Below are 22,615 nucleotides of genomic sequence, written 5' to 3' on the forward strand. Positions count from 1 at the left end.
CCGGTCGGCCGGGTCGGTCTTGCCGGTGTAGGCCGCCACCGGGTAACCGCGGTCCTTCAGCAGCGACGCGACGTCGTGCGCCGCCGCCACGGTCATGACCTCCTCCGCCGCTTCGCGCGCCCGGGACCAGATGGCCGTCGCCACCGCGCCCGGCTCGACCAGGATCACCTCGATCCCCTCCGGGGCGAGCTCCGCCCGGAGGCTGTCGGTCAAGCCCACCAAGGCGAACTTCGCCGTGTGGTACGGCCCGACCATCGGCCCCGCGACGCGGCCGCCGATCGACCCGACCGTCACCACCCGCGCCACCGGGGCGATCCGCAGCGCCGGCAGCATCGCGCGGGTCACCGCGAGCTGACCCGTCACGTTCACGTCCAGCTGCTCGCGGAACGCCGGCAGCGGCACGTACTCCAGCGGCCCCGGCCGCGCGAGCCCGGCGTTGTTCACCAGCCCCCGCAGCGGTCCCGCCGCGGCGACCCGGGCGCCGCACTCCGCGATCGACTCCGCGTCCCGCAGATCCATGCGCAGCACGCTCACGGCGTCGCCGTAGACGCGGTCCAGCTCCTTCTCGTCGCCGTCCGTCCGCACGCTCGCCCACACGTGCGCGCCGCGGCGGACCAGCTCCGCCACGCACGCGCGGCCGATCCCGCTCGACGCACCCGTGACCACATAGGACGGTTTCACGACGTCACCACCGCCAGCATCCGCGCCCACGTCTTGTGCAGCTGTTCCTGCCAGTACGCCCACTGGTGGGTGCCCGGCCCGTAGAGGTCCGCCGTCACCGGGACGCCGAGCGCGCGCAGCCGGTCCGCCATGGCCGTGGTCTGGCCGCCGCACAGGAACTCCAGCAGCATCGCCCCGGGCAGCACGTCGACCGGGAGCTTCGCGTCGAGCGGGCCCGGCAGGCCGTTGCCCGCCGACAGGTACAGCTCCGTGCCGCGCAGCCGGTCCGCGTTCACGACCGGGTCGTGCGCCTCCCACCGCGCCGATTCGCGCCGCCGGTCGCCCCACAGCGCTTCGGGGTCGAGGTGGGCCGAGGCGACGATGGCGTCGGTCAGCAGCTCGCCGGTCGGGCCCGCCGGGTTGAGGTTCCCGCTGTAGGAAGCGGCGTAGCGGAACACGCCCGGCCGGCGCGCCGCGAGCTCGATCGCGCCGTAGCCGCCCAGCGACAGCCCGGCCGCCGCGCGCCGGCCGTCCCCGCGGTAGCCGCGGTCGACCAGCTGCGGCAGTTCGACGGCGGTGAACGTCTCCCACTGGTTGAGCGCGAGGTCCTTGCCGTAGTTCCACCAGTCGGTGAAGAACCCCGCCGGACCCGAGCCCGGCATGACGACCAGGACGTCCGCGTCGTCGGCGAGGCGCCGGATGTCGGTGTTGGCGCTCCAGCCGCGGTAGTCCTGCAGCCGGGTCTCCCCCGCGAGCAGGTAGACGGCGGGCCACTTCCGGTCCGGCTCGGCGGCCCAGTCGCGCGGCAGGATCAGCCGCACCATCGCGTAGGCGCCGACACCGGTGGAGCGCACGGTCAGGTCGAGCACCCGGGCGTCACCGTCCACTGTGGTCTCCGCGACGACGTGCGAGCCGTCGTCGGCGCGGGCGTCCGGCACGCCCGTCGCGGCCCGGGCGGGGGCGCCGGGCAGCGTGCCCGCCACGGCGGCCAGCACCGCGGCGCACCGCAGCCACCTCGCGGATATGCGCATGCGTATTCCTTTCCCGGAAAAGTGACGGCGATCACCCGGAAAACACCTCGGGCGTGCAGTCAAGCTAGCGGAGGAAGAAACGAAAACGCAATTGTCCGATCCCGGACAATGTGAAGCGCAGGCAAACAAACTCCCCCGCCGGGGTGAGTCCACGGCCACGGAGGGTGACCAAAGTCGGACGCCCGTGCCACACCGCCGCGGTTGACTCGTGAGTAACCAGCCATTCCGCAGGTCACAGCGGGTACACGTCGGACGTTTACGCAATCTTGAGCCTCTTCCGGTAACCGATTACCTGGCGTAGGGTCGCCCGTGCCGCCGGGTTCGGCCGTCCGAGAGCGCCACCGGCGAAGGGTCCCAGCGCGGGGGCCGCGAAATCCCCGAGAACGCCCCCGAAAGGGAAGAACATGGCTGCCCGAATTCGTTTTCCGCCCGTGCTCCTGGTCGTCGCCGCCGCGGTGACGTCCATTTCCGGCGCCCCGGCGCCACCGCCGCCGGCGGTTCCGCCCGCGGCGCTGCTGCCCGCCGAAGCGCTCCCGGGCGCCCCCGCCCGTGCCGAATTCACCGTGCCCGACGCACCGTCCACAACGGACTCCGGCGACGGCTGCACCGCCGTCGTCCACGGCAGGCTGCTCCCCGGCGGACGCGTGACCGCCCGTGGCTTCCAGACCGCGGTCCCCGGCGGTCAGGTGTCCGAGCTCCTCGCCCGCACCCGCACCGACCTCACCGCCTGGACCGCACAGGCGCGCCGTTGCGCCCGCGTCACCGTCGACGACCAGGACCTCCCGACGGTCTCGACGCTCACCCTCGCCACCCCGCCCGCCGTCGCCGGCGCGGAAACCCTGTCCTACCGGCAGGTCCTGAGCCTGCCCGGCCAGACCGCCGGGCTGCCCCTGCGCACCGTCGCCATCGCCGCCGACGACGTGCTGCTCGTGCTCCGCGACGCCGGGACGACCGGCCTCGACCTCGACACCCTGGCCGTCGCCGCGTGGCAGCACGCGGGCCCGCGGCTGGGCCGCTGAACCGCAAGGAGAACCCCGATGTCCCTGCAGCACCTCGGCGGCGCGACCCTCACCGCCTGCCTGCGCCACTGGGCGGCGGCGACGCCCGACGAGCCCGCCGTGACCTTCACCGACTTCGCCGCCGACCCCGCCGGTCGCCGGCGCGGGCTGACCTGGCGGCGGCTCGCCGAGCGCGTCGACGCCGTCGCCGCCGCGCTCCCGGTCCGCGCCGGCGACCGCGTGGCCGTGCTCTGCCCGCAGGGCACCGACTACGTCACCGGCTTCCTCGGCGCGATCGCCGCCGGCGCGGTCGCCGTGCCGCTGTTCGACCCCGGCCTGCCCGGCCACGCGGGACGCCTCGCCGCGGTGCTCGACGACTGCGCGCCCACAGCCGTCGTCACGACCACCGGCGCCCAAGCCGCGGTGGCGGCCTTCCTCGGCGGCGGTGTCCCGGTCGTCGCCGCCGACCGCCCGGGCCCCGCGCGCTCGTGGCCCGCTCCCGAGGCGTCGCCGGACGACGTCGCGTACCTGCAGTACACCTCCGGTTCGACGCGCAGCCCGGCCGGCGTGGTGCTCACGCACGCGGCCGTGCTCGCCAACGTCGGCCAGGTCGTGAGCGGCCTCGGCCTCGACCCGCGGACGGCCACCACGGTTTCCTGGCTCCCGCTGTTCCACGACATGGGGCTCGTCCTCGGCCTGATCACGCCGCTGGCCCTGGGCCTGCGGTCGGTGCTGATGGACCCGCTCGCCTTCGTCGAGCGGCCGGTCCGCTGGCTCGAACTGCTCGGCGACCACCCGGGCGCGTGGAGCGCCGCGCCGAACTTCGCCTTCCACTACTGCGCGACCCGCGTGCGCGAGCCGGAACGCCTGCGCCTCGGCGGCGTCGCGGCGATCGTGAACGGGGCCGAGCCGATCAACCCGGACGTCCTCGACCGCTTCCACACCGCGTTCGCCGCCGCCGGGTATTCGCCCGAGAAGACGCGCCCGGCCTACGGCCTCGCCGAGGCGACCGTCTTCGTCACCACCGGCCCGGCCGCGGCCCCGCGAGTGACGACCTTCGACCGGGACGCGCTCGCCACCGGCAGCGCACGCCCGGCGGGCACCGGCGTCCGGCTCGTCGCGTGCGGCGTTCCGGCGGGCCAGCGAGTCGCCCTCGTCGACCCGCACACCGCCGTCGCGCTCGCCGACGGTCAGATCGGCGAAATCTGGGTCCACGGACCCAACGTCGGCGCCGGCTACTGGGAGAAACCCCTGGAAAGCACCGAAACCTTCGGCGCCCGCCTGGCCGGCGAACACCCCGGGCTGCCCGAAGGCCCGTGGCTGCGCACCGGCGACCTCGGCGTCCGCCACGAAGGGCAGCTCTACATCGCGGGCCGGATCAAGGACCTCATCATCGTCGACGGCCGCAACCACTACCCCCAGGACGTCGAGGCGACGGCCGCGTCGGCCGACCCCGCGATCCGTCCCGGCAGCGTCGCCGCCTTCGCCGTCACCGGCGCCGACACCGAATCCGTCGTCGTGGTCGCCGAGCACCGCACGCACGACACGCTGACCGACGACGCGGAGCGCGCCCTCGCGGTCGCGATCCGCCGGCTGGTTTCCGAAGCGCACGGGCTGGCCCCGCGGGACGTGCTGCTCGTCCCGGCCGGGCGGGTGCCGCGCACCTCCAGCGGCAAGATCGCGCGCGCGGCCTGCCGCGACCGCTACCTCGCCGGCGACTACGGGAAGGCCGGCCCCCGCGGAAAGGCCGGCCACCACGGAAAGGCACTGGCGCGATGAGAAACCCCGACCTGCGCCACCGGCTCCTCGAGCTGGTCGCCGAGCACACCGGCACGACCGTCGAACCCGACCGCCCGCTCGCCGACCACGGCCTGTCCTCCCGCCAGGCCGTGGCCCTCGCCGCCGACCTCGAAGACCTGCTCGGCACCCGCCTGCCCGCCACACTGCTGTGGGAAAGCCCGACGATCGACCACCTCGTCCGCAGCCTCACCCGGGGCGACGAGCCGCCGGCGCCGGCGGCCGACCGCCGCCGGACCGACCCGGTCGCCGTCGTCGGCCTCGGCTGCCGCTTCCCCGGCGCCGACGGCACCGAGGAGTACTGGGACCTGCTGCGCGGCGGGCGCGATGCCGTCCGGACCGCGCCGCCGGGGCGCTGGACCGCCGACGCCGCACCGGTCGTCGGCGGCTTCCTCGACGACGTCGCCGGGTTCGACGCCGAGCACTTCGGCATCACCCCGCGCGAGGCCGCGACGATGGACCCCCAGCAACGCATGCTCCTCGAAGTCGCCTGGGCGGCGCTCGAGCACGCCGGCATCGCCCCGGCGTCGCTGCGCGGCAGCCGCACCGGCGTCTTCACCGGGATCGCCACCCACGACTACGGCCACCTGACCCTCACCGGCACCGAGCCGGACCTGTGGACGGCGACCGGCGCGGCGGGCAGCATCGCGGCCAACCGGCTCTCCTACGTCTACGACCTGCGCGGCCCGAGCGTGGCGGTGGACACCGCCTGCTCGTCGTCGCTGGTCGCGGTGCACCACGCCGTGCGCGCGCTGCGGGACGGCGAGGCCGATCTGGCGCTGGCCGCCGGGGTGAACCTCATGCTGGTGCCCGGGCCGACCGCCGCGTTCGCCGCCGCGGGCCTGCTCGCCGGCGACGGCCGGTGCAAGACGTTCTCGGCCGGCGCGGACGGCATCGCGCGGGCCGAAGGCTGCGGTGTGGTCGTGCTCAAGCGGCTGGCCGACGCCGAGGTCGACGGCGACCGCGTGCTCGCCGTCATCCGCTCGTCGGCCGTCGGCTCCGACGGCCGGTCCAACGGACTGGCCGCGCCGAACCCCGCCGCCCAGCAGGCGATGCTGCGCGACGCCTACCGCGGCGCCGGGCTCGATCCGTCCACTGTGGACTACGTGGAGGCGCACGGGACCGGCACCCTGCTCGGCGACCCGATCGAGGCCGGCGCCCTCGGCGCGGTCCTGGGCGCGGGCCGCTCCGCCGGCGCCCCGCTGCTGATCGGGTCCGTCAAGACGAACATCGCGCACGCGGAGGCGGCCGCCGGGATCGCCGGGCTGATCAAGGTCGTGCTCGCGCTGGTCAAGGGCGAGCTGCCGCCGCAGCTGCACTTCACCGCGCCGAACCCGCACATCCCGTTCGGCGAGCTGCGGCTCAAGGTGCTCACCGAGCCGACACCGTGGCCGGCCTACTCCGGGCGCGCCACGGCCGGGGTGTCGGCCTTCGGGTTCGGCGGGACCAACGCGCACGTCGTGCTCGACCAGGGCGCGCCCGCCGGACCCGCCGCTCCCGCCGCCGGCGTGCGGATCGGGCTGCTGTCCGCGCGGACCCGGTCCCGGCTGGCCGAGCGCGCGACGCAGCTGGCGGACTGGCTGGACGCCACACCGGGCCAGTCCCTCGCCGACGTGACGCACACGTTGCTCCGGCGGGACAACGGCGAGCGGCACCGGGCGGCGTTCGTCGCCGGGGACACCGCCGAGCTGGCCGGCCGGCTCCGGGCGATCGGCGCCGACCCGCTGCCCGCGGGTGTCGTCACGGGGACGGTGGTGCCGGGCGAAGGACCGGTGTTCGTGTTCTCCGGCCACGGTTCGCACTGGGCCGGGATGGGCCGCGGGTTGCTGGCCTCGTCGCCGGTGTTCGCGGCGCAGGTGGACAAGCTCGGCGACCCGTTCACCGAGCACAGTGGACGGTCGCTGCGCGCGCTGCTCGGTTCGGACCGGCTGTCGCTGCCCGAGACCCAGCTGGCGATCTTCGGCACGCAGGTGGCCCTGGCCGCGCGGTGGGAGGCACTCGGCGTCCGGCCCGCCGCCGTTATCGGGCACTCGCTGGGCTCGGCGGCCGCCGCCGTGGTGAGCGGGGTGCTGACGGCGGACGAGGCGGTCCACCTGGTCGCCACCCGCGCGCGGCTGCTGGGCACGATCGGCGCGGGCGGCGCGATGGCCGCCGTTCCGCTCACGCCGCCGGACCTGCCGACGGGGGTGGAACTGGCGGTCGACTCCGCGCCGGGGCAGATCACGGTCGGCGGAGAGGCGTCCGTTCTGGACGACCTGGTCGCTTCGCTTACCGCGGCCGGGCGGACCGCGCGCCGGCTGCCGGTGCCCGTCGCCGGGCATTCGGCTTCGGTGGAGCCGATCCTCGGCGAGCTGCGCGACGCGCTCGCCGAGCTGGGCGGGCGGCGGCCGCTGGTGCCGTGGTACGACACGGTGCTGACGGACCCGCGGTCGCTGCCGGGCTTCGACGCCGGCTACTGGGCGGCGCACGTCCGCCGCCCGGTCCGGTTCCGCCAGGCGGTGACGGCGGCGGCCGCGGACGGGCACCGGGTGTTCGTGGAGGTCTCGCCCCACCCCATCCTGCGGGGTTCGCTGACCCGGACCCTGGAGGCGGCGGGGATCGCGGACGCGGTCGTGACGGGGACGGTGCGCCGGGGACAGGACGAAATCCGGGCGTTCGGCGCGGCCGCGGCGCAGCTGTACTGCGCGGGAACGCGGATCACGGTCAGCGCGCCGGACGACGGCGCGCGGCTGGCGGACGTGCCGCCGATGCCGTGGCGGCACGAGCGGCACTGGTACACCGATGTCACGCCGGTGGCCGGGCGGCTGCCGGGGTCGGGGGGCGGTTCGCCTTCCGCCGGCGGGATCCGGGCGGGCGCAGCCGACCCGACCGCCGCGGCGGAACCACTCGCCGCCGCCACCGGCGCGGCACGCCTCGCCGAACTCCCGGCCACCGCCGCCCGCGGCAGGCTCGCCGAAATCGTCGCCGCGGTCATGGGGCTCGCCCCCGCCCAGCTCGACGCCGACGTCCCGCTCGTCGACCTCGGGCTCGACTCCCTCATGGCGACCCGGATCCGCGAAGCCGTCCGGCGGGAGCTCGGTGCCGAACCCGACACCGCCGCCGTCCTGCGGGGCGCCACCCTCGCCGAGCTCGACCGGGACCTCGCTCCCCGCGACGGCGAACTGCCCCGCCCCGCCCGGGGCCGGGCCTGGGACGCCGCCGACCGCCTGGTCCTGCGGCTCTGGCGCCGGCACACCGGCGACGACCCCGGCCCGCACGCCCGCCTCGACGAGCGTCTCGCCCGGCTCCTCGCCACGAGCCTCTCCGCCGAGCTCGACACCCCGATCGACGCCGCCGACCTGCTTCGGCACGGCTCCCCCGCCGCCATCGCCGACGTCACCCGCGCCGTCCTCGACACGCGCGAAGCCCGCGGCCCGGTGCACGTCCTCACCCCCGGCGAACCCGGCGCCGCGCCCCTGCTGCTGTTCCACCCCGGCGGCAGCACGTGCACCGTCTACCGGCCACTGCTCGACCGGCTGCCCGCCGGCGTGCCGTGCCTCGGCTTCGAACGCGTGCCCGGCACGAGCATCGAGGACCGCGTCGAACGGCTGCTGCCCCTGGTGCGCGCGCGGCTGCCGCACGGGCCCTACCGGCTCGCCGGCTGGTCGTTCGGCGGCGCGCTGGCCTACGGCGTCGCGACCCGGCTCGCCGGCGAAGGCGAGGACGTCGAGCTCGTCGCCCTCCTCGACACCATGCTGCCGCTGCCGGAACCGGGCCTCGACCCGCGGGCGTCCTCGGCGCGGCGGTTCCTGCGGTTCACCGGCTACGTCGAAGGCACCTACGGCCACCCGGTCCGGCTCGGGCACGACGAGCTCGCGCCGCTGCCCGAGGAGGAGCAGATCGAGCTGACCATGCGGCGCGTCGCCGAGGCCGGACTGCTCGGCCCCGGCGTGCTGCGGCACCAGCGTCAGTCCTTTTTGGACACCCTCGCCGCGGAACGCGGGACACCGCGCCCCTACGACGGCCGCGTGGTGCTCTACCGGGCGACCGAGCCGTACGCCGCCGGGCTCGCCATGGAACCGCGCTATTCCCGCTCCGACCTCGCCGCGGGCTGGGCGGAGCTGTGCCCGCGGCTGGAGATCGTGCCGGTGCCCGCGCACCACCTGTCGGTGGTCGACCCGCCGCACGTCGACGTCGTCGCCCGGCACCTTGCGCGGTTGCTGTGAAGCTGCTGGCCGTGCTCGGCGCGGGGTTGCTCCTGGTGGCCGTCGACGCGACGGTGCTGCACGTCGCCTTGCCCGACCTCGTCCGGGAGCTGCGCCCGGGCGCGGCGGCCCAGGTGTGGATCGTGGCGATCTACCCGCTCACGGCGGCCCCGCTGCTGCTGCCGTTCGGCACGCTCGGCGACCGGTTCGGACGGCGGCGCGTGCTGGTCACCGGCTACGCGGTGTTCGGCGCGGCGTCGCTCGGGTGCGCGTTCGCCCCCGGCGTCCCGGCTCTGCTCGCCGCCCGGGCGGCCCTCGGCTGCGGCGGCGCGATGATCATGCCGGTCACGATGTCGCTGCTGCGGGAGCTCTTCCCGGACCGCCGGCGGCGGCGCACGGCGATCGCGGTGTGCAGCGGCGTCGCCGGGGCGGGCTCGGTGTTCGGGCCGGTGCTGGGCGGCGTGCTCGTCGAGGCGTGGGGCTGGCGGGCGACGTTCCTGGTGAACCCGCCGGTGATCCTCGCGGCGGTGGTCGCGGCGCTGCGATGGCTGCCGCGGTCGCCGCCCGGGCGAGGGCCGTGGGACGCGCTCAGCGCGGCCCTCGCGGCGGGCGGGGTGCTCGGGATCGCCTTCGCCGCCGGCCCGTCGGGCGGCGGTCTTCCCGCGGGCGTGGCCGGGTGTGTCCTGGTGGGACTGTTCGTGCTCCGCCAGCGTTCGTCCGCGACGCCCCTGCTGGATCTGGGGTTGTTCCGCCGCCCGGGGGTCGCGGGCGCGGTGGGCGGGGTGCTGCTGGTGATGAGCACGCTGGTGGGCCTCGGCGTGCTGCTGGCGCAGTACCTGCAGGTGGTGCTGGGCCTGTCCCCGGTGGCCGCGGCGGCGCGGTTGCTGCTGGTGCTCGGGGCGTCGGCGGCGGGCAGCGTGGCAGCGCCGGCGCTGCTCGGCCGGTTCGGCAACCCCCTGGTCCGGACGTGGGGGTTCGCGCTGGCCGGCACGTCGCTGGCGGTGCCGGCGGCAGGCGGCCTGACGTCGTGGTGGCTGGGTGCGGCGCTGGCCGGCACGGGGTTCGGGATGGCACTGGCGCTGACGTCGAGCACGGACACGCTGCTGTCGGCGGCTCCGTCCGGCCACGCGGGCGGCGCGGCGGCGGTGGAGAAGACGGGGTACGAGCTGGGTGCGGGTCTGGGCACGACGGCGTTCGGTTCCCTGGCGGCGGCGGTGTACGCGGCGCGGCTGGTGGTGCCGCCGGGAGTTCCGGCCCCGGCGGCCGGCTTGGCGGCGGCCGGGCCGGTTCAGGCGGAGTCGGCCGCGCGGGAGTTCGCGGCGGAGGGGCTGGCGGCGGCCGCGCGGGTGGCCTGCACCGCGGGCGTCCAGGTGTCGGCGGGTGTCGCTTGTGGACTCTTCGCGGCCGCCGCGGTGGTTTCGGCGGTGAGCCGGACTGGACGCGCCGTCCGATCGACGGCGGTATAGGTCGTTATACAGAGGTCGTCAGCGGAACCAGGCGCCCGCGCCCGAGCGCATCGCCAGGTTCCGCGGCTCCGGCGGGAGCGGCAGCGACCCCTGGCTGGGCGGCCACAACGTCACCGCCGGGACCTCCCGCAGCTGGGCGCGCAGTTTCTGCAGCGGCAACGGACGACGGCGGGTCAGCAGCGTCGTCGTCCGCGGGTGCAGGTCCACGAACGGGTAAGTCGCGTGCAGCGCCGCCAGCCTCGACTCCAGGTGGCGGCCGCGGGCGGTCAGCTCCGCCGCCGGGACCGCCGGCTGGATCACCAGGAACTCCCCCGGGCCGAGCCGGACGGCGCGGTCGAGGGGGCGCAGGCCGCCGCGCAGGAGGTCGGCGACGTTCTGCTCCGTGTGCATCCGGACGCGCGTGCCGTGACGGCGTTCGACCGCCGCCAGGTCGTCGACCGCCACCAGGACCAGGCCGAGGGGCACGGTGTCCGTCGCGTCGCCGAGCCACCGGGTGATGCCGGCGAGGGTGTCCAGCCCCGTCTCCGGGTCGATGGCCGGCCCCACCGGGACCGGCGCCGACGCGCGGGCCGCGTCCAGCCGGGACGCCACGTGCCGCAGCGCCGCCTCCGCGCGGCTCTCGATGTCCAGCTCCGCCGGGGTCTCCACCGACGCCAGGACCTCGCCGACGCGGCGCCGGACCGCGGGCGGCAGCCGGTCGCCCATCGCGTCGCGCAGCCGGACCACCTCGGCGTACGCCTCGTCGCGGCGGAGCCCCCAGCGGCCGCGGAACAGCCGCGCCCGCTCGACCGACGTCGCCTGGGGGTCGATCTCGTCCAGGTCCTGCGCGACGACCGACGCCCCGAACGTCGGCGACAGCACCGCGACCGACCACTCGCGCGCCATCGGCTCGTCGGGGCGCAGCAGCACCGGCGTGACGCCGTGCGGGAGGTCGGGCCGGCCCGAGTCGACCATGCCGACGACCGTGACGGCTGCCTTCCGCGCGATCTTCGCGTACATCTCGCGCTCGCGTTCGAAGTACGGCAGCCGCTGGAACAGCGCGAACACCACGGTGTCGGCGCCCGCCCCGTCGGCGAGGGCCGCGCGTTCGACCGCGTGCGACGCGGTCACCAGGGCGCGTTTGGACAGCACGCCAGCGCGCGGGTCTGCGTCGGGCATGGAAAGTCGCCTTCGCCGGGGGAAGAAAGGGAGGCAACTACCGTAAAAGAGGGGATGCCGCCCGGCTAGCCACACAATGAGGTGAAATCAAAAGTGGCGACGATCAGCCTCCCGGGCGACGACCTCGTCACGGTCGGCCAGCCTTTCCAGTCCCCGCAACGGTTGCCGCATCCGGTGGTTGTCCCGCAGCCGCCCGGCGTTGCGGTCGAGGAACGCCCAGTACCCGGCGGTGAACGGGCACGCGTCCGGGCCGGTCCGCTTCTTCGGGTCGAACACACAACCGGGGCAGTGGTCACTCATCCGGTTGATGTAGGCACCACCGGCGGCGTACGGCTTGGTCGCGACGACCCCGCCGTCGGCGTACTGGCTCATGCCGATGACGTTCGCCGGCATCACCCACGGGAAGCCGTCGACGAAGGCGGTGGCGAACCAGCGGGTCAGCTCGGCCGGGTCGTAGCCGCGCTGCAGCGCGTGGTTGCCGAGCACCATCAGGCGTTCGATGTGGTGGGCGTAACCGCGGTCGCGCACGCCGGCCAGCGCGGTGCGCAGGCAGGCCGCCTCGACGGCGTCCGCGTCGAGCGAACGCCACCACTCCGGCAGCTTCCGGCGCGCCTGCAACGCGTTGCGGCGCAGGTAGTCCGGCCCCTGGTGCCAGTACAGGTGCCAGACCCACTCGCGCCAGCCGAGCACCTGCCGGACGAAGCCTTCGACGCTGCTCAGCGGCGCGTCGCCGGCCCGGTAGCGCTCCTCGGCCCGCCGCACGACGTCGCGGGGGTCGAGCAGGCCGAGGTTGAGCGGCACCGAGAGCAGCGCGTGCGCCATCGCCCAGTCGTGGGTCAGCATGGCGTCCTGGTGCGGGCCGAAGGCGGGCAGGCGGTGGTCGAGGAACCGCCGCAGCGCGCGGACGGCCTCGTCGTGCCCGACGGCGAACTGCCGCGGGCCGTCGGCGCCGACCGGGTGGATCTTCCCGGCGCGGACGGCTTCGTCGAGCTCGGCGCGGACGCGGTCGTCGATTTCGTTTTCCCGCGGGTGCCAGGGCGCGGGGACGTCGAGCCGGGTCGTCTTCGGCGGCGGCTGCCGGTTGTCGTGGTCGTAGTTCCACTGCCCGCCTTCGGGTTCGCCGTCGGCTTCGAGCAGCACCCCGAACTTCCGGCGCTGGTCGCGGTAGAAGTCCTCCATGACGAACCGCTTCCGCCCGTCGGCCCAGACCGTGAAGTCCTCTTTGGACAGCACGAAACCGGGCGTGGGCAGGATTTCGGTGACGACGCCTTCCTCGCGCAGCCGCCGGACGAAGGCATCGGCGGCGTGCGACGTCGGCTCGTGCACGACGACCGGCCGCCCGAACCGCCGCAGGCCGGTGCGGTAGTCCGGGGCGTCGACGAGGGTGACGCGGTCGCCGAGATCGGCGGCGAGCCGGTGCAGCGCGGCCTGGACGAGGTGCAGTTTCTGCCGGTGGAACGGCTTGGCGGCAAAGGCCGCGGCCGACCGGATCACCAGCACGTCGCGGCCGCGGTGGGCGGGGGTGCTGTGGAAGTGCGGCCCGAGCTGGTCGGCGAACAGCCAGAGCGCGGGCTCGTTTCGCATGAGCGGAACGCTAACCCGGTTCGGGCGGCTCCGCATGTCCGGCCGGGCGGGCGAGAGCCGGATCCGCGCGAGCGGCTCGCTCGGCGAAGTCCTGGCGGCCTACCGCGGCCCGGCGGCGTAAGCGCGCAGCACGTCCGTCGTGTCGCCGAGGAACTTCGCCACCACCTCGGCCTCCCCCGGCTCCAGCTCCTCCGTCAACCGCGTCACCGCGTCCACCAGTGGCGCCAGCGCCGCCCGGACCTCGGCTCGGGCCGCCTCCGCCACCACCAGCGTGATCCGCCTGCCGTCGCTCGGGTGGCGGTCGCGGCGGACGTGGCCCGCCGCCTCCAGCCGGTCGACCAGGACCGTCGCCGACGCCGAGCGGATCTTCAGCGCGTGCGCCAGGTCGACCGTGCCCATCGGCGTGCCCGTCGCCAGGTGCTGCAGCGCCTGGACGTCGGTCGCGCCCAGGCCCAGGCGTCGGGCCAGCGCCAGCTGGACGTCGTGGGCGAGCGCCAGCAGGTCACGCAGGGCGAGGTTCACCCGCAGCGCCACACCGTCTTCCACCGGGCCATTCTACGGTCGCTAGACAATCTAGCTAGTTTTGCTACCGTGGGCGGTGTGGACGTCCGAGCGATGAACGCCGAAATGACCGCCAGACTGATCGACGCCCCCGGTGAAGCCCCGCCCGAAGGCGGGTACGCGCTGCGCGTCGTCGAGACCCGGGGCCGCAGCAGCGGCGAACCGCGGCGGGTGCCGCTCGCCGTCGTCGCATGGCACGGCGGGCGCTACCTCGTCTCGCCCGTGCGCGACCGCGACTGGGTCGCCAACCTCCTCGAAACCCCGGAGTGCGCGCTGCTCGCCGCCGAGGAACGCCAGGACTGCCGGGCCGAGATCGCCGGCGGCCACGAGGCCGCGAACGTCGTCGCGACGTACCTGGCGGCGATGTCGGTGCCGTGGGCGGTCAAGGCGTTCCCCGTCCCGCAGGACGCGACCCCGGACCGGATCCTCCAGCACCTCGGCGGGATGGCCGTCTTCCGGCTGGAGCCGGCGTGAGCGTCGCGATCGCGGGCGGCGGCCCCGGCGGGCTGCTGCTCGGCTACCTGCTCGCCCGCGCCGGGATCGACGTCACCGTGCTGGAGGCGCGGTCGGACTTCGACCGCGACTTCCGCGGCGACTCGCTGCACCCCTACACCCTCGAACTGCTCGACCGCCTCGGCCTGGCCGGGGATCTCCTGCGGCTCGACCACTTCAAGGCACGCTCGTTCCGCTTCCACACGCCGTCCGGCGTCTACAGCTGCGCCGACTACGACCGGCTCGACACCCCGTTCGGCTACATCGCGCTGATGCCGCAGGTGCGCTTCCTCGACTTCCTCGCCGAGCGGGCGGCCGCCCTGCCGTCGTTCACGCTGCGGACGAACGCGAAGGTCACCGGCCTGCTCGAGGACGACGGGCGGGTGACCGGCGTCCGGTACCGCGGCGGCGAACTCGAGGCATCGCTCGTCATCGGCGCGGACGGGCGGTTCTCGACCGTGCGCCGCCTGGCGGGCCTCGACGCCGAGCCGCTCGGCGCGACCACCGACCTGCTCTGGTTCCGCCTGCCCCGCTCCCCCGGCGACCCGCCCGACGCCGACCTCGACCTCTACTTCGGGCGCGACGCCTACGTCGGAGTCCTCGGCGGCGTCCAGGACTGGCAAGTCGGCTACAGCATCGAAAAGGGCGAGTACCCGGCACTGCGCGAACGCGGCGTCGAGCCGATCCGCGCGTTCCTGCGCGACCGCGTGCCGTGGCTGGCCGACCGCGCCCACCTGCTGACCGGCTTCGCTCAGACCACGCTGCTGTCGGTCGACATCTCCCGCGTCCGGCGCTGGCACCGCCCGGGCCTGCTCCTGCTCGGCGACGCGGCCCACGTCATCTCCCCGGTCGGCGGCAACGGGATCCTGATGGCGGTCCAGGACGCCGTCGCCGCGGCGAACCGCCTGATCCCCGCGCTCCGCCGGGGTGGGGTGACCTCGGCCGACCTCGCCGGCGTCCAGGCCGACCGGATCGCGGCGATCGACCGGGTGCAGACCGACCAGGTCAAAGTCGAGCGGCGTGCCGCCGCCGCGCGGGCGCGGGGCCGCGGCACCGCGCCCCCCGCGCTGCTGAAGTTCCTCTTCGCCATCCCGGCCCTGCGCACCCGCGGCGCCCGCGGCAACGCCTACGGGCCGTTCCCGCCTCAGCTCGACGAGTCCCTCTTCGCGTCGTAGGACGTCCAGCCGCCCTGCCCTTCGGCCGCCTCGACGTCCGCGTCCGCGGTCGCCGCGTGGGTCATCGCGGCCACCGTCTCCTCCAGGCCCCGCTGCACCTCGTCGCCCTCGGCCTCGCGGACGCTGTGCAGCGTCACCGTGATCTCCGACGAGGCCGGGCCGTCTTCGGCTATCCGGAGTTCGCCGTGGTAGTCGTCGGGGCCTTCCGCGCCCCACTTCAGCGACCGGGTCGCCGCGTCCGTGTGCAGCCAGGCCTCGCTCGCGACGCGGTGGCCGTGCACCTCCGCCTCCACGTGGACGCTGTCACCGCCCTGCGGCTCGGCCACTTTCATCTCCGGGAAGTACCGCGGCAGGTTCTCCGGGTGGCTCAAGAACGCGAACAGCTCGTCGGCGGGGATGTCGGCGGTCGCGGTGTGGCGGTACTCGGTCATCGGTTCACCTTTCGTCGACGCCCGGATACCCCGTGAGGGGTGCATTAAAAGACGGCGCACGGGGAACCTGGTGAACATGACGGCCACCGAACCCGAGACCCGGCGCGGTCCCGCCCCCGTGCAGGGGATGGGCATGCTGATCGGCTTGCTGTTCCTCGTGCTCGCCGCGCTCGAGCTGATGTCGGGGGTCGCCGACGGCAGCGGCCCGCGTGAACTGTTCGGGGTGTTCTCGGTGTCCGGGGCGTGGGCGCTGGTGCACCTGCTGACCGGCGCCGCGGCGGTCTTCTGCACCCGCTCTTCGCGCCTGGCCGCCCGGTTCCTGGTCGCCGCCGGGGCCGCTTACGCCGCGGCCGGCCTGGTCGCGCTGCTCCCGCTGCCGCGGGCGGTCACCGAAGTGCTGCCGATGAACACCGCCGCGATCTGCCTCGCCCTGGCGCTCGGGACCGCGATGCTCATCCTCGGCGCGGGCTGGCTGTGGCGGCGGCCGGAACGGCGCCGCTGAAGTCCTCCGCCGCTCGCGGGAAACGCACGAGCACGGCCGTGACCAGCACCGCGAGCCCGAAGAGGACGTAGCCGTTGCCGGTCAGCTGCTGGACGAACGTCCAGCCGCGCTCCACCTCCCCGCCCCGCGGCCACCACCACTGCGGCCCGGCCACGAACAGCACCGCGCCCGCCCCGGCCACGACGGCGAACCCGCGCCGCCGGGTCCGGCGCGCCAGGTCCGCCCAGCCGAGCAGCACGACGACGGCCCAGACCCAGTGGTGCGTCCACGAAATCGGGGAGATCAGCAGGCCGCCGGCGGCGTTGACGCCGAGCGCGACGGTCTGTTCCCCGGCGTTCAGCGCGCGCCGCACGCCGAACGCGGTCAGCACGAGGACCACCGCCACCAGCGGCAGCCACCACGCGGTCCGCGCGTCGGCGGGCACCCCGGCGCGCGCGAGCAGCCCCAGCAGCGACTGGTCGCCGGCGTAGGTCGGCTCGCCGACGCGGCCGGTGTCCCACAGCGCGCCGGTCCAGTACCGCACCGAGTCGGCGCCGGCCAGCAGGAACCCCAGCGCCGTCGCGGCCAGGAACGTGACGACGGCGGTGACGGCGGCCCGGGTGTCGCGGCGGAGCAGGAAGTAGAGCAGGAAAACCGCCGGGGTCAGCTTGATCGCGGCGGCGATCCCGATCAGCAGGCCGCGCGGCCACCGCGGGGTGGCCACCAGGACGTCGAGCACGACGAGGGCGAGCAGCAGCAGGTCGATCTGCCCCGCGTAGACCGTGCGCAGCACCGGCTCGAGGACCTCGGCGGCCAGGAGGAGCACCGCGACGCGGCGCCAGTCGGCGCGCGCGCCGAGCGCGCGCAGGACCGTCACCAGCACGAGCGCGAGCAGACCGAGGGTGCCGACGGTGACCACGAGGCAGGCGGCCCAGTACGGCAGCACGGCCAGCGGCGCCAGCAGGACCGCCGCGAACGGCGGGTAGGTGAACAGCAGCAGCTGGCCGTCGCCGGTGGGCGGCAGGGTGCCGTAGAGGGCGTCACCGTGCAGCAGCGCCGCCGACCCGAGCCGGTAGACGTCCAGGTCGACCCGGTAGGCCGGAAACCGCACCCGGCCGTCGTTGTACGACACCAGCAGCACGGCCAGGACGAGTACCTGCGCCCCCAGCAGCACGTAGGCGTTCCCCAGCTTGGCCCGCACCCCTCGTCCCCCTCTGATCATCTCTCGCATTCTGTCGGGTCCCCGCCCCGGCGCCATCCGGGAAACCCCCGGACCGGCTCCGGAAAACCGGTTGCCCGGCGTGCCAGCCTGGGCGGATGGGGACACCGGCCGGCTTCGCCTACCGCGTCGACGAACGCGGCACCGTCACGATCACCCACCACGGCCGCCCGGCCGGGACGCTGCGCGGGTCCGCCGCCGCGCGCTTCCTGGCCGCCGCCGACCGCGGTGACGACCAGCAGCTGCTGATGGCCCGCGCCACCGGCAACTACAAGCACGGCACCGAGCGGCGGGCCCGCGAGCACCCGCGCAACCGGTGAGTTCCTGGCACGCTGGCGCCATGAGCTACGACGTGCAGACGATCCGCAAGCACTTCCCCGCCCTCTCCGCCGCGCACTTCGACGGGCCGGGCGGCTCGCAGGTTCCCGACGTCGTCGGCGAGGCCGTGGCCGGGACCCTGTGCGCCGCGATCGCCAACCGCGGGGTCGTGACCGCGGCCGAGCGCCGGGCGAGCGCGGTGGTCGCCGACGCGCGCCAGGCCGTCGCCGACCTGCTGGCCGCCGACCCGGCCGGGGTCGTGTTCGGGCGCAGCATGACGCAGCTGACCTACGACTTCTCCCGCACGCTGGCCAAGAACTGGGGACCGGGCGACGAGGTCGTCGTCACCCGGCTCGACCACGACGCGAACATCCGGCCGTGGGTCCAGGCCGCGGAAGCCGCCGGCGCGACCGTGCGGTGGGCCGGCTTCGACCCCGCGACCGGGGAGCTGGCGGCGTCCGCGGTGAGCGGGATGCTGTCGGAGCGGACCCGGCTGGTCGCGGTGACGGCGGCGTCGAACCTGCTCGGCACCCGGCCGGACATCCCGGCGATCGCGGCGGCGGTGCACGAGGCCGGGGCGCTGCTGTACGTCGACGGCGTGCACCTCACGCCCCACGCGCCGGTCGACGTCACGGCGCTGGGAGCCGACTTCTACGCGTGCTCGCCGTACAAGTTCCTCGGCCCGCACCTGGGCCTGGTCGCGGCGGCGCCGTCGCTGCTGGGGACACTGCACCCGGACAAGCTGCTGCCCTCGACCGACGCGGTGCCGGAGCGGTTCGAGCTGGGCACGCTTCCGTACGAGCTGCTGGCGGGCACGACCGCGGCGATCGACTTCCTGGCGGGCCTGGTACCCGGCTCGGGCTCGCGCCGCACGCGGCTGCTCGGGTCTTTGGCCGCGGTGGAAAACCACGAGAACGCACTGCTCGAGCGGTTGGACGCCGGGTTGGCCGCACTTCCGGACGTCACGCGGTACGGCAGGCCGGAGCGGCACCGGACGCCGACGGTCCTGTTCTCCGTCGACGGCGTCGCGTCACAAGCGGTGTACGAGCACCTCGGTGCGCTGGGGGTGAACGCGCCGGCGGGGAGCTTCTACGCGATCGAGTGCTCGCGCCACCTCGGCCTCGGCGACACGGGCGCGGTCCGGGCGGGGATCGCGCCGTACACGACGGAAGCCGACGTCGACGCCCTCCTCGCCGGAGTCGCCTCGCTCCCCCGCCCCTGAAGCGCCCCCATGTGGCCTTCGATGCGTCAGACGCACCCAAGGCCACATCGGGGCGCTCGGGCCGGGGCCTACGGCGCCGGGGCGTAACCCGACGGGCGGGCCGTGAACGAGCCGCGGCCCTGGGTTCGGCCGCGCAGGCGGTTCGCGTAGCCGAACAGCTCGGCCACCGGGACCGTCGCCGTCACCACCGCCGTGCCCGCGCGGACCTGTGATCCGGCCACCCGGCCGCGGCGGGCCGCGAGGTCGCCGAGCACCGTGCCGACCGCGTCCGCCGGTACCGTCACCGCCACCTCGGCGACCGGTTCCAGCAGCCGCAGTTCGCACGCGCGCAGGGCTTCCCGCAGGCCGAGCCGTCCCGCCGTGCGGAACGCCAGGTCCGACGAGTCCTTCGGGTGGGTCGTCCCGTCGGTCAGCACCACCCGCAGGCCCGTCACCGGGTGCCCGCCGAGCGGCCCGCCGGCCAGCGCGTCCCGGCACCCGGCTTCGACCGCGCGGACGTACTCGCGCGGCACCCGGCCGCCGACGACCGCCGAGGCGAACCCGAACCCCTCGGCGGCCGGCTCGACGTCGAGGACCACGTGGGCGAACTGGCCCGCGCCGCCGTCCTGCTTGACGTGCCGGTACAGCAGCCCGGACACCCCGCGGACGACGGCTTCGCGGTGCGCGACCGAAGGACGGCCGACCACGGCTTCGAGCCCGCGGTCGCGCCGCAGCTTCTCCACCGCCACCTCCAGGTGCAGCTCGCCCAGGCCGGACAGCAGCGTCTGCCCGGTCTCCGGATCGGTCCGCACGACCAGCGACGGGTCCTCCTCCGCCAGCCGCGCCAGCGCCGAGGCCAGCCGGTCGCCGTCGCCCGCTCGGCGGGCTTCGACGGCCACCGAGACCACCGGGTCCGCCGTCGGCGGCGGCTCCAGCAGCACCGGGGCGTCCGGCGCGCAGAGCGTGGCGCCGACCCGGGCCGCCTTCGGCCCGGCCACCGCCACGATGTCGCCGGCCACCGCGCTGTCCAGGGGCTCGTGCCGGTCGGCCTGCACGCGCAGGACCCGCGCGACGCGTTCGACGCGGTCGCCGTCGCGCACCTGGTCCCCCTTCCGCAGTGTTCCCGAGTACACCCGCACGTACGTCAGCCGACCGGTGGCCGTCGCGACCACCTTGAACACCAGCGCGGCCAGCGGCGCCGCCGGATCGGCCGGCCGGTCGGCGCGCACCGGCTCGACGTCCGAAGGCGACGGCAGGTAGGCCACGACGGCGTCGAGCAGCGGCTCGATCCCGCGGTCGCGGTAGGCCGCGCCGCACAGCACGACGAGCCCGTCGCCGCTGAGGGTCAGCTCCCGCAGGGCCTTGTCCAAGGTCTCCGCCGAGATCGTCCCGCCGGCGCAGAACTCGTCCAGCGCCACCGGGTGCAGCTCGGCGACGGCCTCCTCCAGCGCCCGGCGCCGCCGCCGTGCCTCGGCCGGGGCGTCCGCCGGGAGGCGCACGAGGTCGACGACGCCGGTGAAGCCGTCCTCGCGTCCGATCGGCAGCTGCACGACCAGCGGCGACGGGTGCAGCCGCGCCCGGATCGACGCGACGGCCGTGTCGAGGTCGGCGCCCGCGCGGTCGAGCTTGTTGACGAAGGCGATCCGCGGGACGCCGTGCCGGTCGGCCTGGCGCCACACGGTTTCGCTCTGCGGCTCGACGCCCGCGACGCCGTCGAACACGGCGATCGCGCCGTCGAGGACGCGCAGCGACCGCTCGACCTCGGCGGTGAAGTCGACGTGGCCGGGCGTGTCGACGATGGTGAGCCGGTGGCCGCGCCACGTGCAGCCGACGGCCGCGGCGAAGATCGTGATGCCGCGGTCGCGTTCCTGCGGGTCGAAGTCGGTGACGGTGGTGCCGTCGTGGACCTCGCCCGTCTTGCGGGTGGCTCCGGTGACGTGCAGGATCCGTTCGGTCACGGTGGTCTTGCCCGCGTCGACGTGGGCGAGGATGCCGAGGTTGCGGACGGTGGTCAGGTCGTGCGTGCGCATGGCGCTGTCCTTTGTGGACGATCCGATCGGGGCAGCGCGATTCGCCGTGACGGAACGCGTCACGGAAGCGGTGTCAGCCGCGCGGCGGACACCGGAAGCGCGAAGACACGAGGATCACCTCGGACCGCGGACGGGAGACGACGGCGACGCGCACGGCCGGCTCCCTTCGTTCGACGCGGTCTCGGACTCCGGGCAGCGTAGCGGCGGCTTTCCGGGCCGCCAACCGGTTTTGCGCGCCGAGGGCCACCCCGGTCTCCGGAGTGGCCCTCGGTGCCGTCAGTGGCTCAGCTGGGATCCTGGTCCAGCTGCGTGGCCTTCACCGCGTTGGCGACCTGGGTGCAGTCGTCGGCGGTGATGCCCGCGGTGCCCGCCTTGGCGAGCGCCGCGCAGGAGGAGTTGAGGGCGTCGCCCACGTCCTTGAAGGTCGCGCTCGGGGTCAGCGTGTTCTCGACGCCCCACCAGATCTGGACGGACTTGTCGAGGCCGAGGCCGCGCACGGTCTGGCCGTTGAAGGTGTCGCCGTCGGTGATCAGGTAGTCGGCCTTGTTGACGACGCCGTCGTTGATGTGCTCGTCCGGGTTGTTCGTGTCCCAGCCCGGGCCGTTGACCATGTCCGGCTGCGGCTTGAGCGACGAGCGCGGGTCCTTCATGTTCCGGATCGCGCCGAGCGACGAGCCCGCGCCGAGCAGCCAGCGGTTGTCGCCGGTGTCGTTGGGGTCGTTCGACGTGATGCCGATGAACTTGCCGAAGACGTCCGAGAGACCTTCGTTGATCGAGTCGGCCTGGCCACCGCTCAGCCCAGACGTGTGCTGCGTGACGCCGTGGGTGAGCTCGTGGCCGGTGATGTCGTCGGTGGTGACGCCTTCGCCGAAGGCCATCTGCTCGCCGTCCCAGAAGGCGTTCGCGAACGGGCATTCGCCGCTGACGCAGATCCGGACGGTGCCGCGCAGCGCCTTGCCGGTGCCGTCGGAGTAGTCGGCGCCGATCAGGTTCGTGAGGTCGACGTTGACGTACTTCTGGTAGAAGTCCGCCGCCTGGCCGAAGAACGTGTAGACGTTGTTGACGTCGGCGACGGAGGACTCGGCGCCGCCTTCCTTGCGGGTGACGTCGAAGGCGGTGCCGCAGCGGACCGATTCGGTGCTGCCGCTGACCACCTTGCGGTTCGCGTCGCAGACGTCCCGGTTGGCTTCGCGGACCTCCGACCACGACGTCAGGACGTCCGGGGAGCCGGCCTTGACGACCTCGGTCCACTTGTCGTTCAGCTTCGCGCCGTGCACGGTGACCTGGTAGGTCGGCACGGCGACGCCGTCGCCCTTCGCGCCGCCGAGGGTGGCGTCGTACCAGTACGCGCGGGGCGCGTCGGCCTGCAGGGTGCCCGCGGCGAGGCCGGTGCGCTTCGCGACGTCCGCGATCGCGGCGTCCGCGGCACCGGCGTCGCTCGCCGGGAAGGCGCCCGTGGTCTTCTGCGTGGTGCGGCCGTGGGTCGCGAGGACCGCGCCCGCCTTGTCGCGCAGCTGGACCAGCTGGCCGCCGAACACCGGCACGCCGCCGATCTCCTGCTGGGACCGCACTACGCTGCCGAACGGCATCGCGAGGGAGTCCAGCGCGCGCATCGACGGCTGCGAGATGGTCGCGTAGGCCGGCGAGCCGGTCGTGGCCAGTGACACCGCGACGACGGCCGCGCTCACCGCCGCCGTCCCTGCGATGACCCTTTTGCGTGACACCCGGTACACCTCCGTGGAAGCTTGATCACCTGTCGTGAAGTCCGAGCAGGGTCACATGCCCCGAAGGGGTGGCACACCGGTCGAAAGTAGGTAAGTCACCACATG

19 protein-coding genes are annotated in these 22,615 nt (G+C 74.8%); 10 read left to right on the forward strand and 9 right to left on the reverse strand.

Annotation, left to right across the window (positions count from 1 at the left end; all coding sequences use genetic code 11):
• Together ACWEVP_RS49585 and ACWEVP_RS49590 are read right to left on the reverse strand one after the other, a co-directional pair.
• Positions 1 to 681 (reverse strand): SDR family NAD(P)-dependent oxidoreductase (locus ACWEVP_RS49585; protein WP_452069590.1); only part of this gene is annotated, 681 nt, incomplete at its 3' end.
• Positions 678 to 1,691, reverse strand: a complete 1,014-nt coding sequence (locus ACWEVP_RS49590; RefSeq protein ID WP_452069591.1) for an alpha/beta hydrolase — start codon at positions 1,689 to 1,691, stop codon at positions 678 to 680. The genes ACWEVP_RS49585 and ACWEVP_RS49590, both read right to left, overlap by 4 nt.
• Positions 1,692 to 2,095: 404 nt before the next feature.
• Between ACWEVP_RS49590 and ACWEVP_RS49595 the strand changes: the two genes are divergently transcribed.
• The 4 genes from ACWEVP_RS49595 to ACWEVP_RS49610 are packed head-to-tail and all read left to right on the forward strand — an operon-like array spanning position 2,096 to position 10,136.
• Positions 2,096 to 2,710, forward strand: a complete 615-nt coding sequence (locus ACWEVP_RS49595; RefSeq protein WP_452069592.1) for a hypothetical protein — start codon at positions 2,096 to 2,098, stop codon at positions 2,708 to 2,710.
• Between the two features lie 18 nt (positions 2,711 to 2,728).
• Positions 2,729 to 4,468: a fatty acyl-AMP ligase gene (locus tag ACWEVP_RS49600; RefSeq protein ID WP_452069593.1), complete on the forward strand. Its 1,740-nt coding sequence runs from the start codon at positions 2,729 to 2,731 to the stop codon at positions 4,466 to 4,468.
• Positions 4,465 to 8,691 (forward strand): type I polyketide synthase, encoded by a 4,227-nt coding sequence (locus ACWEVP_RS49605; protein WP_452069594.1) that lies wholly within the window; start codon positions 4,465 to 4,467, stop codon positions 8,689 to 8,691. The genes ACWEVP_RS49600 and ACWEVP_RS49605 overlap by 4 nt, the downstream gene beginning before the upstream one ends.
• Positions 8,688 to 10,136 (forward strand): MFS transporter, encoded by a 1,449-nt coding sequence (locus tag ACWEVP_RS49610; RefSeq protein WP_452069595.1) that lies wholly within the window; start codon positions 8,688 to 8,690, stop codon positions 10,134 to 10,136. Before ACWEVP_RS49605 ends, ACWEVP_RS49610 begins: the two co-directional genes overlap by 4 nt.
• A gap of 18 nt (positions 10,137 to 10,154) precedes the next feature.
• Here ACWEVP_RS49610 and ACWEVP_RS49615 read toward each other — a convergent pair whose 3' ends face one another.
• Positions 10,155 to 11,294 (reverse strand): DICT sensory domain-containing protein, encoded by a 1,140-nt coding sequence (locus tag ACWEVP_RS49615; RefSeq protein WP_452069596.1) that lies wholly within the window; start codon positions 11,292 to 11,294, stop codon positions 10,155 to 10,157.
• A gap of 87 nt (positions 11,295 to 11,381) precedes the next feature.
• Positions 11,382 to 12,878 (reverse strand): cryptochrome/photolyase family protein, encoded by a 1,497-nt coding sequence (locus ACWEVP_RS49620; protein ID WP_452069597.1) that lies wholly within the window; start codon positions 12,876 to 12,878, stop codon positions 11,382 to 11,384.
• Between ACWEVP_RS49620 and ACWEVP_RS49625 the strand changes: the two genes are divergently transcribed.
• Positions 12,877 to 12,999, forward strand: coding sequence for a hypothetical protein (locus ACWEVP_RS49625; protein WP_452069598.1), 123 nt, complete (start codon positions 12,877 to 12,879; stop codon positions 12,997 to 12,999). The genes ACWEVP_RS49620 and ACWEVP_RS49625 overlap by 2 nt on opposite strands.
• On the opposite strand, the gene ACWEVP_RS49630 is transcribed toward ACWEVP_RS49625, so the two are convergent.
• Positions 12,978 to 13,424, reverse strand: a complete 447-nt coding sequence (locus ACWEVP_RS49630) for a MarR family winged helix-turn-helix transcriptional regulator (protein ID WP_452069599.1) — start codon at positions 13,422 to 13,424, stop codon at positions 12,978 to 12,980. The two genes, ACWEVP_RS49625 and ACWEVP_RS49630, sit on opposite strands and share 22 nt — an antisense overlap.
• Positions 13,425 to 13,505: 81 nt before the next feature.
• On the opposite strand from ACWEVP_RS49630, the gene ACWEVP_RS49635 reads away from it, so the two are divergent.
• Together ACWEVP_RS49635 and ACWEVP_RS49640 are read left to right on the forward strand one after the other, a co-directional pair.
• Complete coding sequence (locus ACWEVP_RS49635) at positions 13,506 to 13,913, forward strand: nitroreductase/quinone reductase family protein (RefSeq protein WP_452069600.1); 408 nt, start codon at positions 13,506 to 13,508, stop codon at positions 13,911 to 13,913.
• Entirely contained in the window at positions 13,910 to 15,106 is a 1,197-nt protein-coding gene (locus tag ACWEVP_RS49640) for an FAD-dependent oxidoreductase (protein WP_452069601.1), read from the forward strand. Before ACWEVP_RS49635 ends, ACWEVP_RS49640 begins: the two co-directional genes overlap by 4 nt.
• On the opposite strand, the gene ACWEVP_RS49645 is transcribed toward ACWEVP_RS49640, so the two are convergent.
• Complete coding sequence (locus ACWEVP_RS49645) at positions 15,076 to 15,537, reverse strand: SRPBCC family protein (RefSeq protein ID WP_452069602.1); 462 nt, start codon at positions 15,535 to 15,537, stop codon at positions 15,076 to 15,078. The genes ACWEVP_RS49640 and ACWEVP_RS49645 overlap by 31 nt on opposite strands.
• Before the next feature lie 76 nt (positions 15,538 to 15,613).
• Between ACWEVP_RS49645 and ACWEVP_RS49650 the strand changes: the two genes are divergently transcribed.
• A complete protein-coding gene (locus tag ACWEVP_RS49650; RefSeq protein WP_452069603.1) occupies positions 15,614 to 16,039 on the forward strand; it encodes a DUF4383 domain-containing protein in 426 nt (141 codons plus the stop codon).
• Here the strand turns inward: ACWEVP_RS49650 and ACWEVP_RS49655 are convergent.
• On the reverse strand, positions 15,990 to 17,240 hold the full coding sequence (locus ACWEVP_RS49655; protein ID WP_452069604.1) for a glycosyltransferase 87 family protein: 1,251 nt from the start codon (positions 17,238 to 17,240) through the stop codon (positions 15,990 to 15,992). The genes ACWEVP_RS49650 and ACWEVP_RS49655 overlap by 50 nt on opposite strands.
• Before the next feature lie 95 nt (positions 17,241 to 17,335).
• Here ACWEVP_RS49655 and ACWEVP_RS49660 point away from each other — a divergent pair, with 95 nt between their 5' ends.
• A complete protein-coding gene (locus tag ACWEVP_RS49660; RefSeq protein ID WP_452069605.1) occupies positions 17,336 to 17,557 on the forward strand; it encodes a hypothetical protein in 222 nt (73 codons plus the stop codon).
• A 20-nt stretch (positions 17,558 to 17,577) separates the two neighbouring features.
• Positions 17,578 to 18,777: a cysteine desulfurase-like protein gene (locus tag ACWEVP_RS49665; protein WP_452069606.1), complete on the forward strand. Its 1,200-nt coding sequence runs from the start codon at positions 17,578 to 17,580 to the stop codon at positions 18,775 to 18,777.
• 68 nt (positions 18,778 to 18,845) lie between these two features.
• On the opposite strand, the gene fusA is transcribed toward ACWEVP_RS49665, so the two are convergent.
• Positions 18,846 to 20,786: an elongation factor G gene (fusA, locus tag ACWEVP_RS49670; protein ID WP_452069607.1), complete on the reverse strand. Its 1,941-nt coding sequence runs from the start codon at positions 20,784 to 20,786 to the stop codon at positions 18,846 to 18,848.
• Between the two features lie 284 nt (positions 20,787 to 21,070).
• Positions 21,071 to 22,510: a M4 family metallopeptidase gene (locus ACWEVP_RS49675; RefSeq protein ID WP_452069608.1), complete on the reverse strand. Its 1,440-nt coding sequence runs from the start codon at positions 22,508 to 22,510 to the stop codon at positions 21,071 to 21,073.
• Positions 22,511 to 22,615: the final 105 nt, after the last annotated feature.

The sequence above is a fragment of the Amycolatopsis sp. NPDC003865 genome, assembly GCF_053605345.1.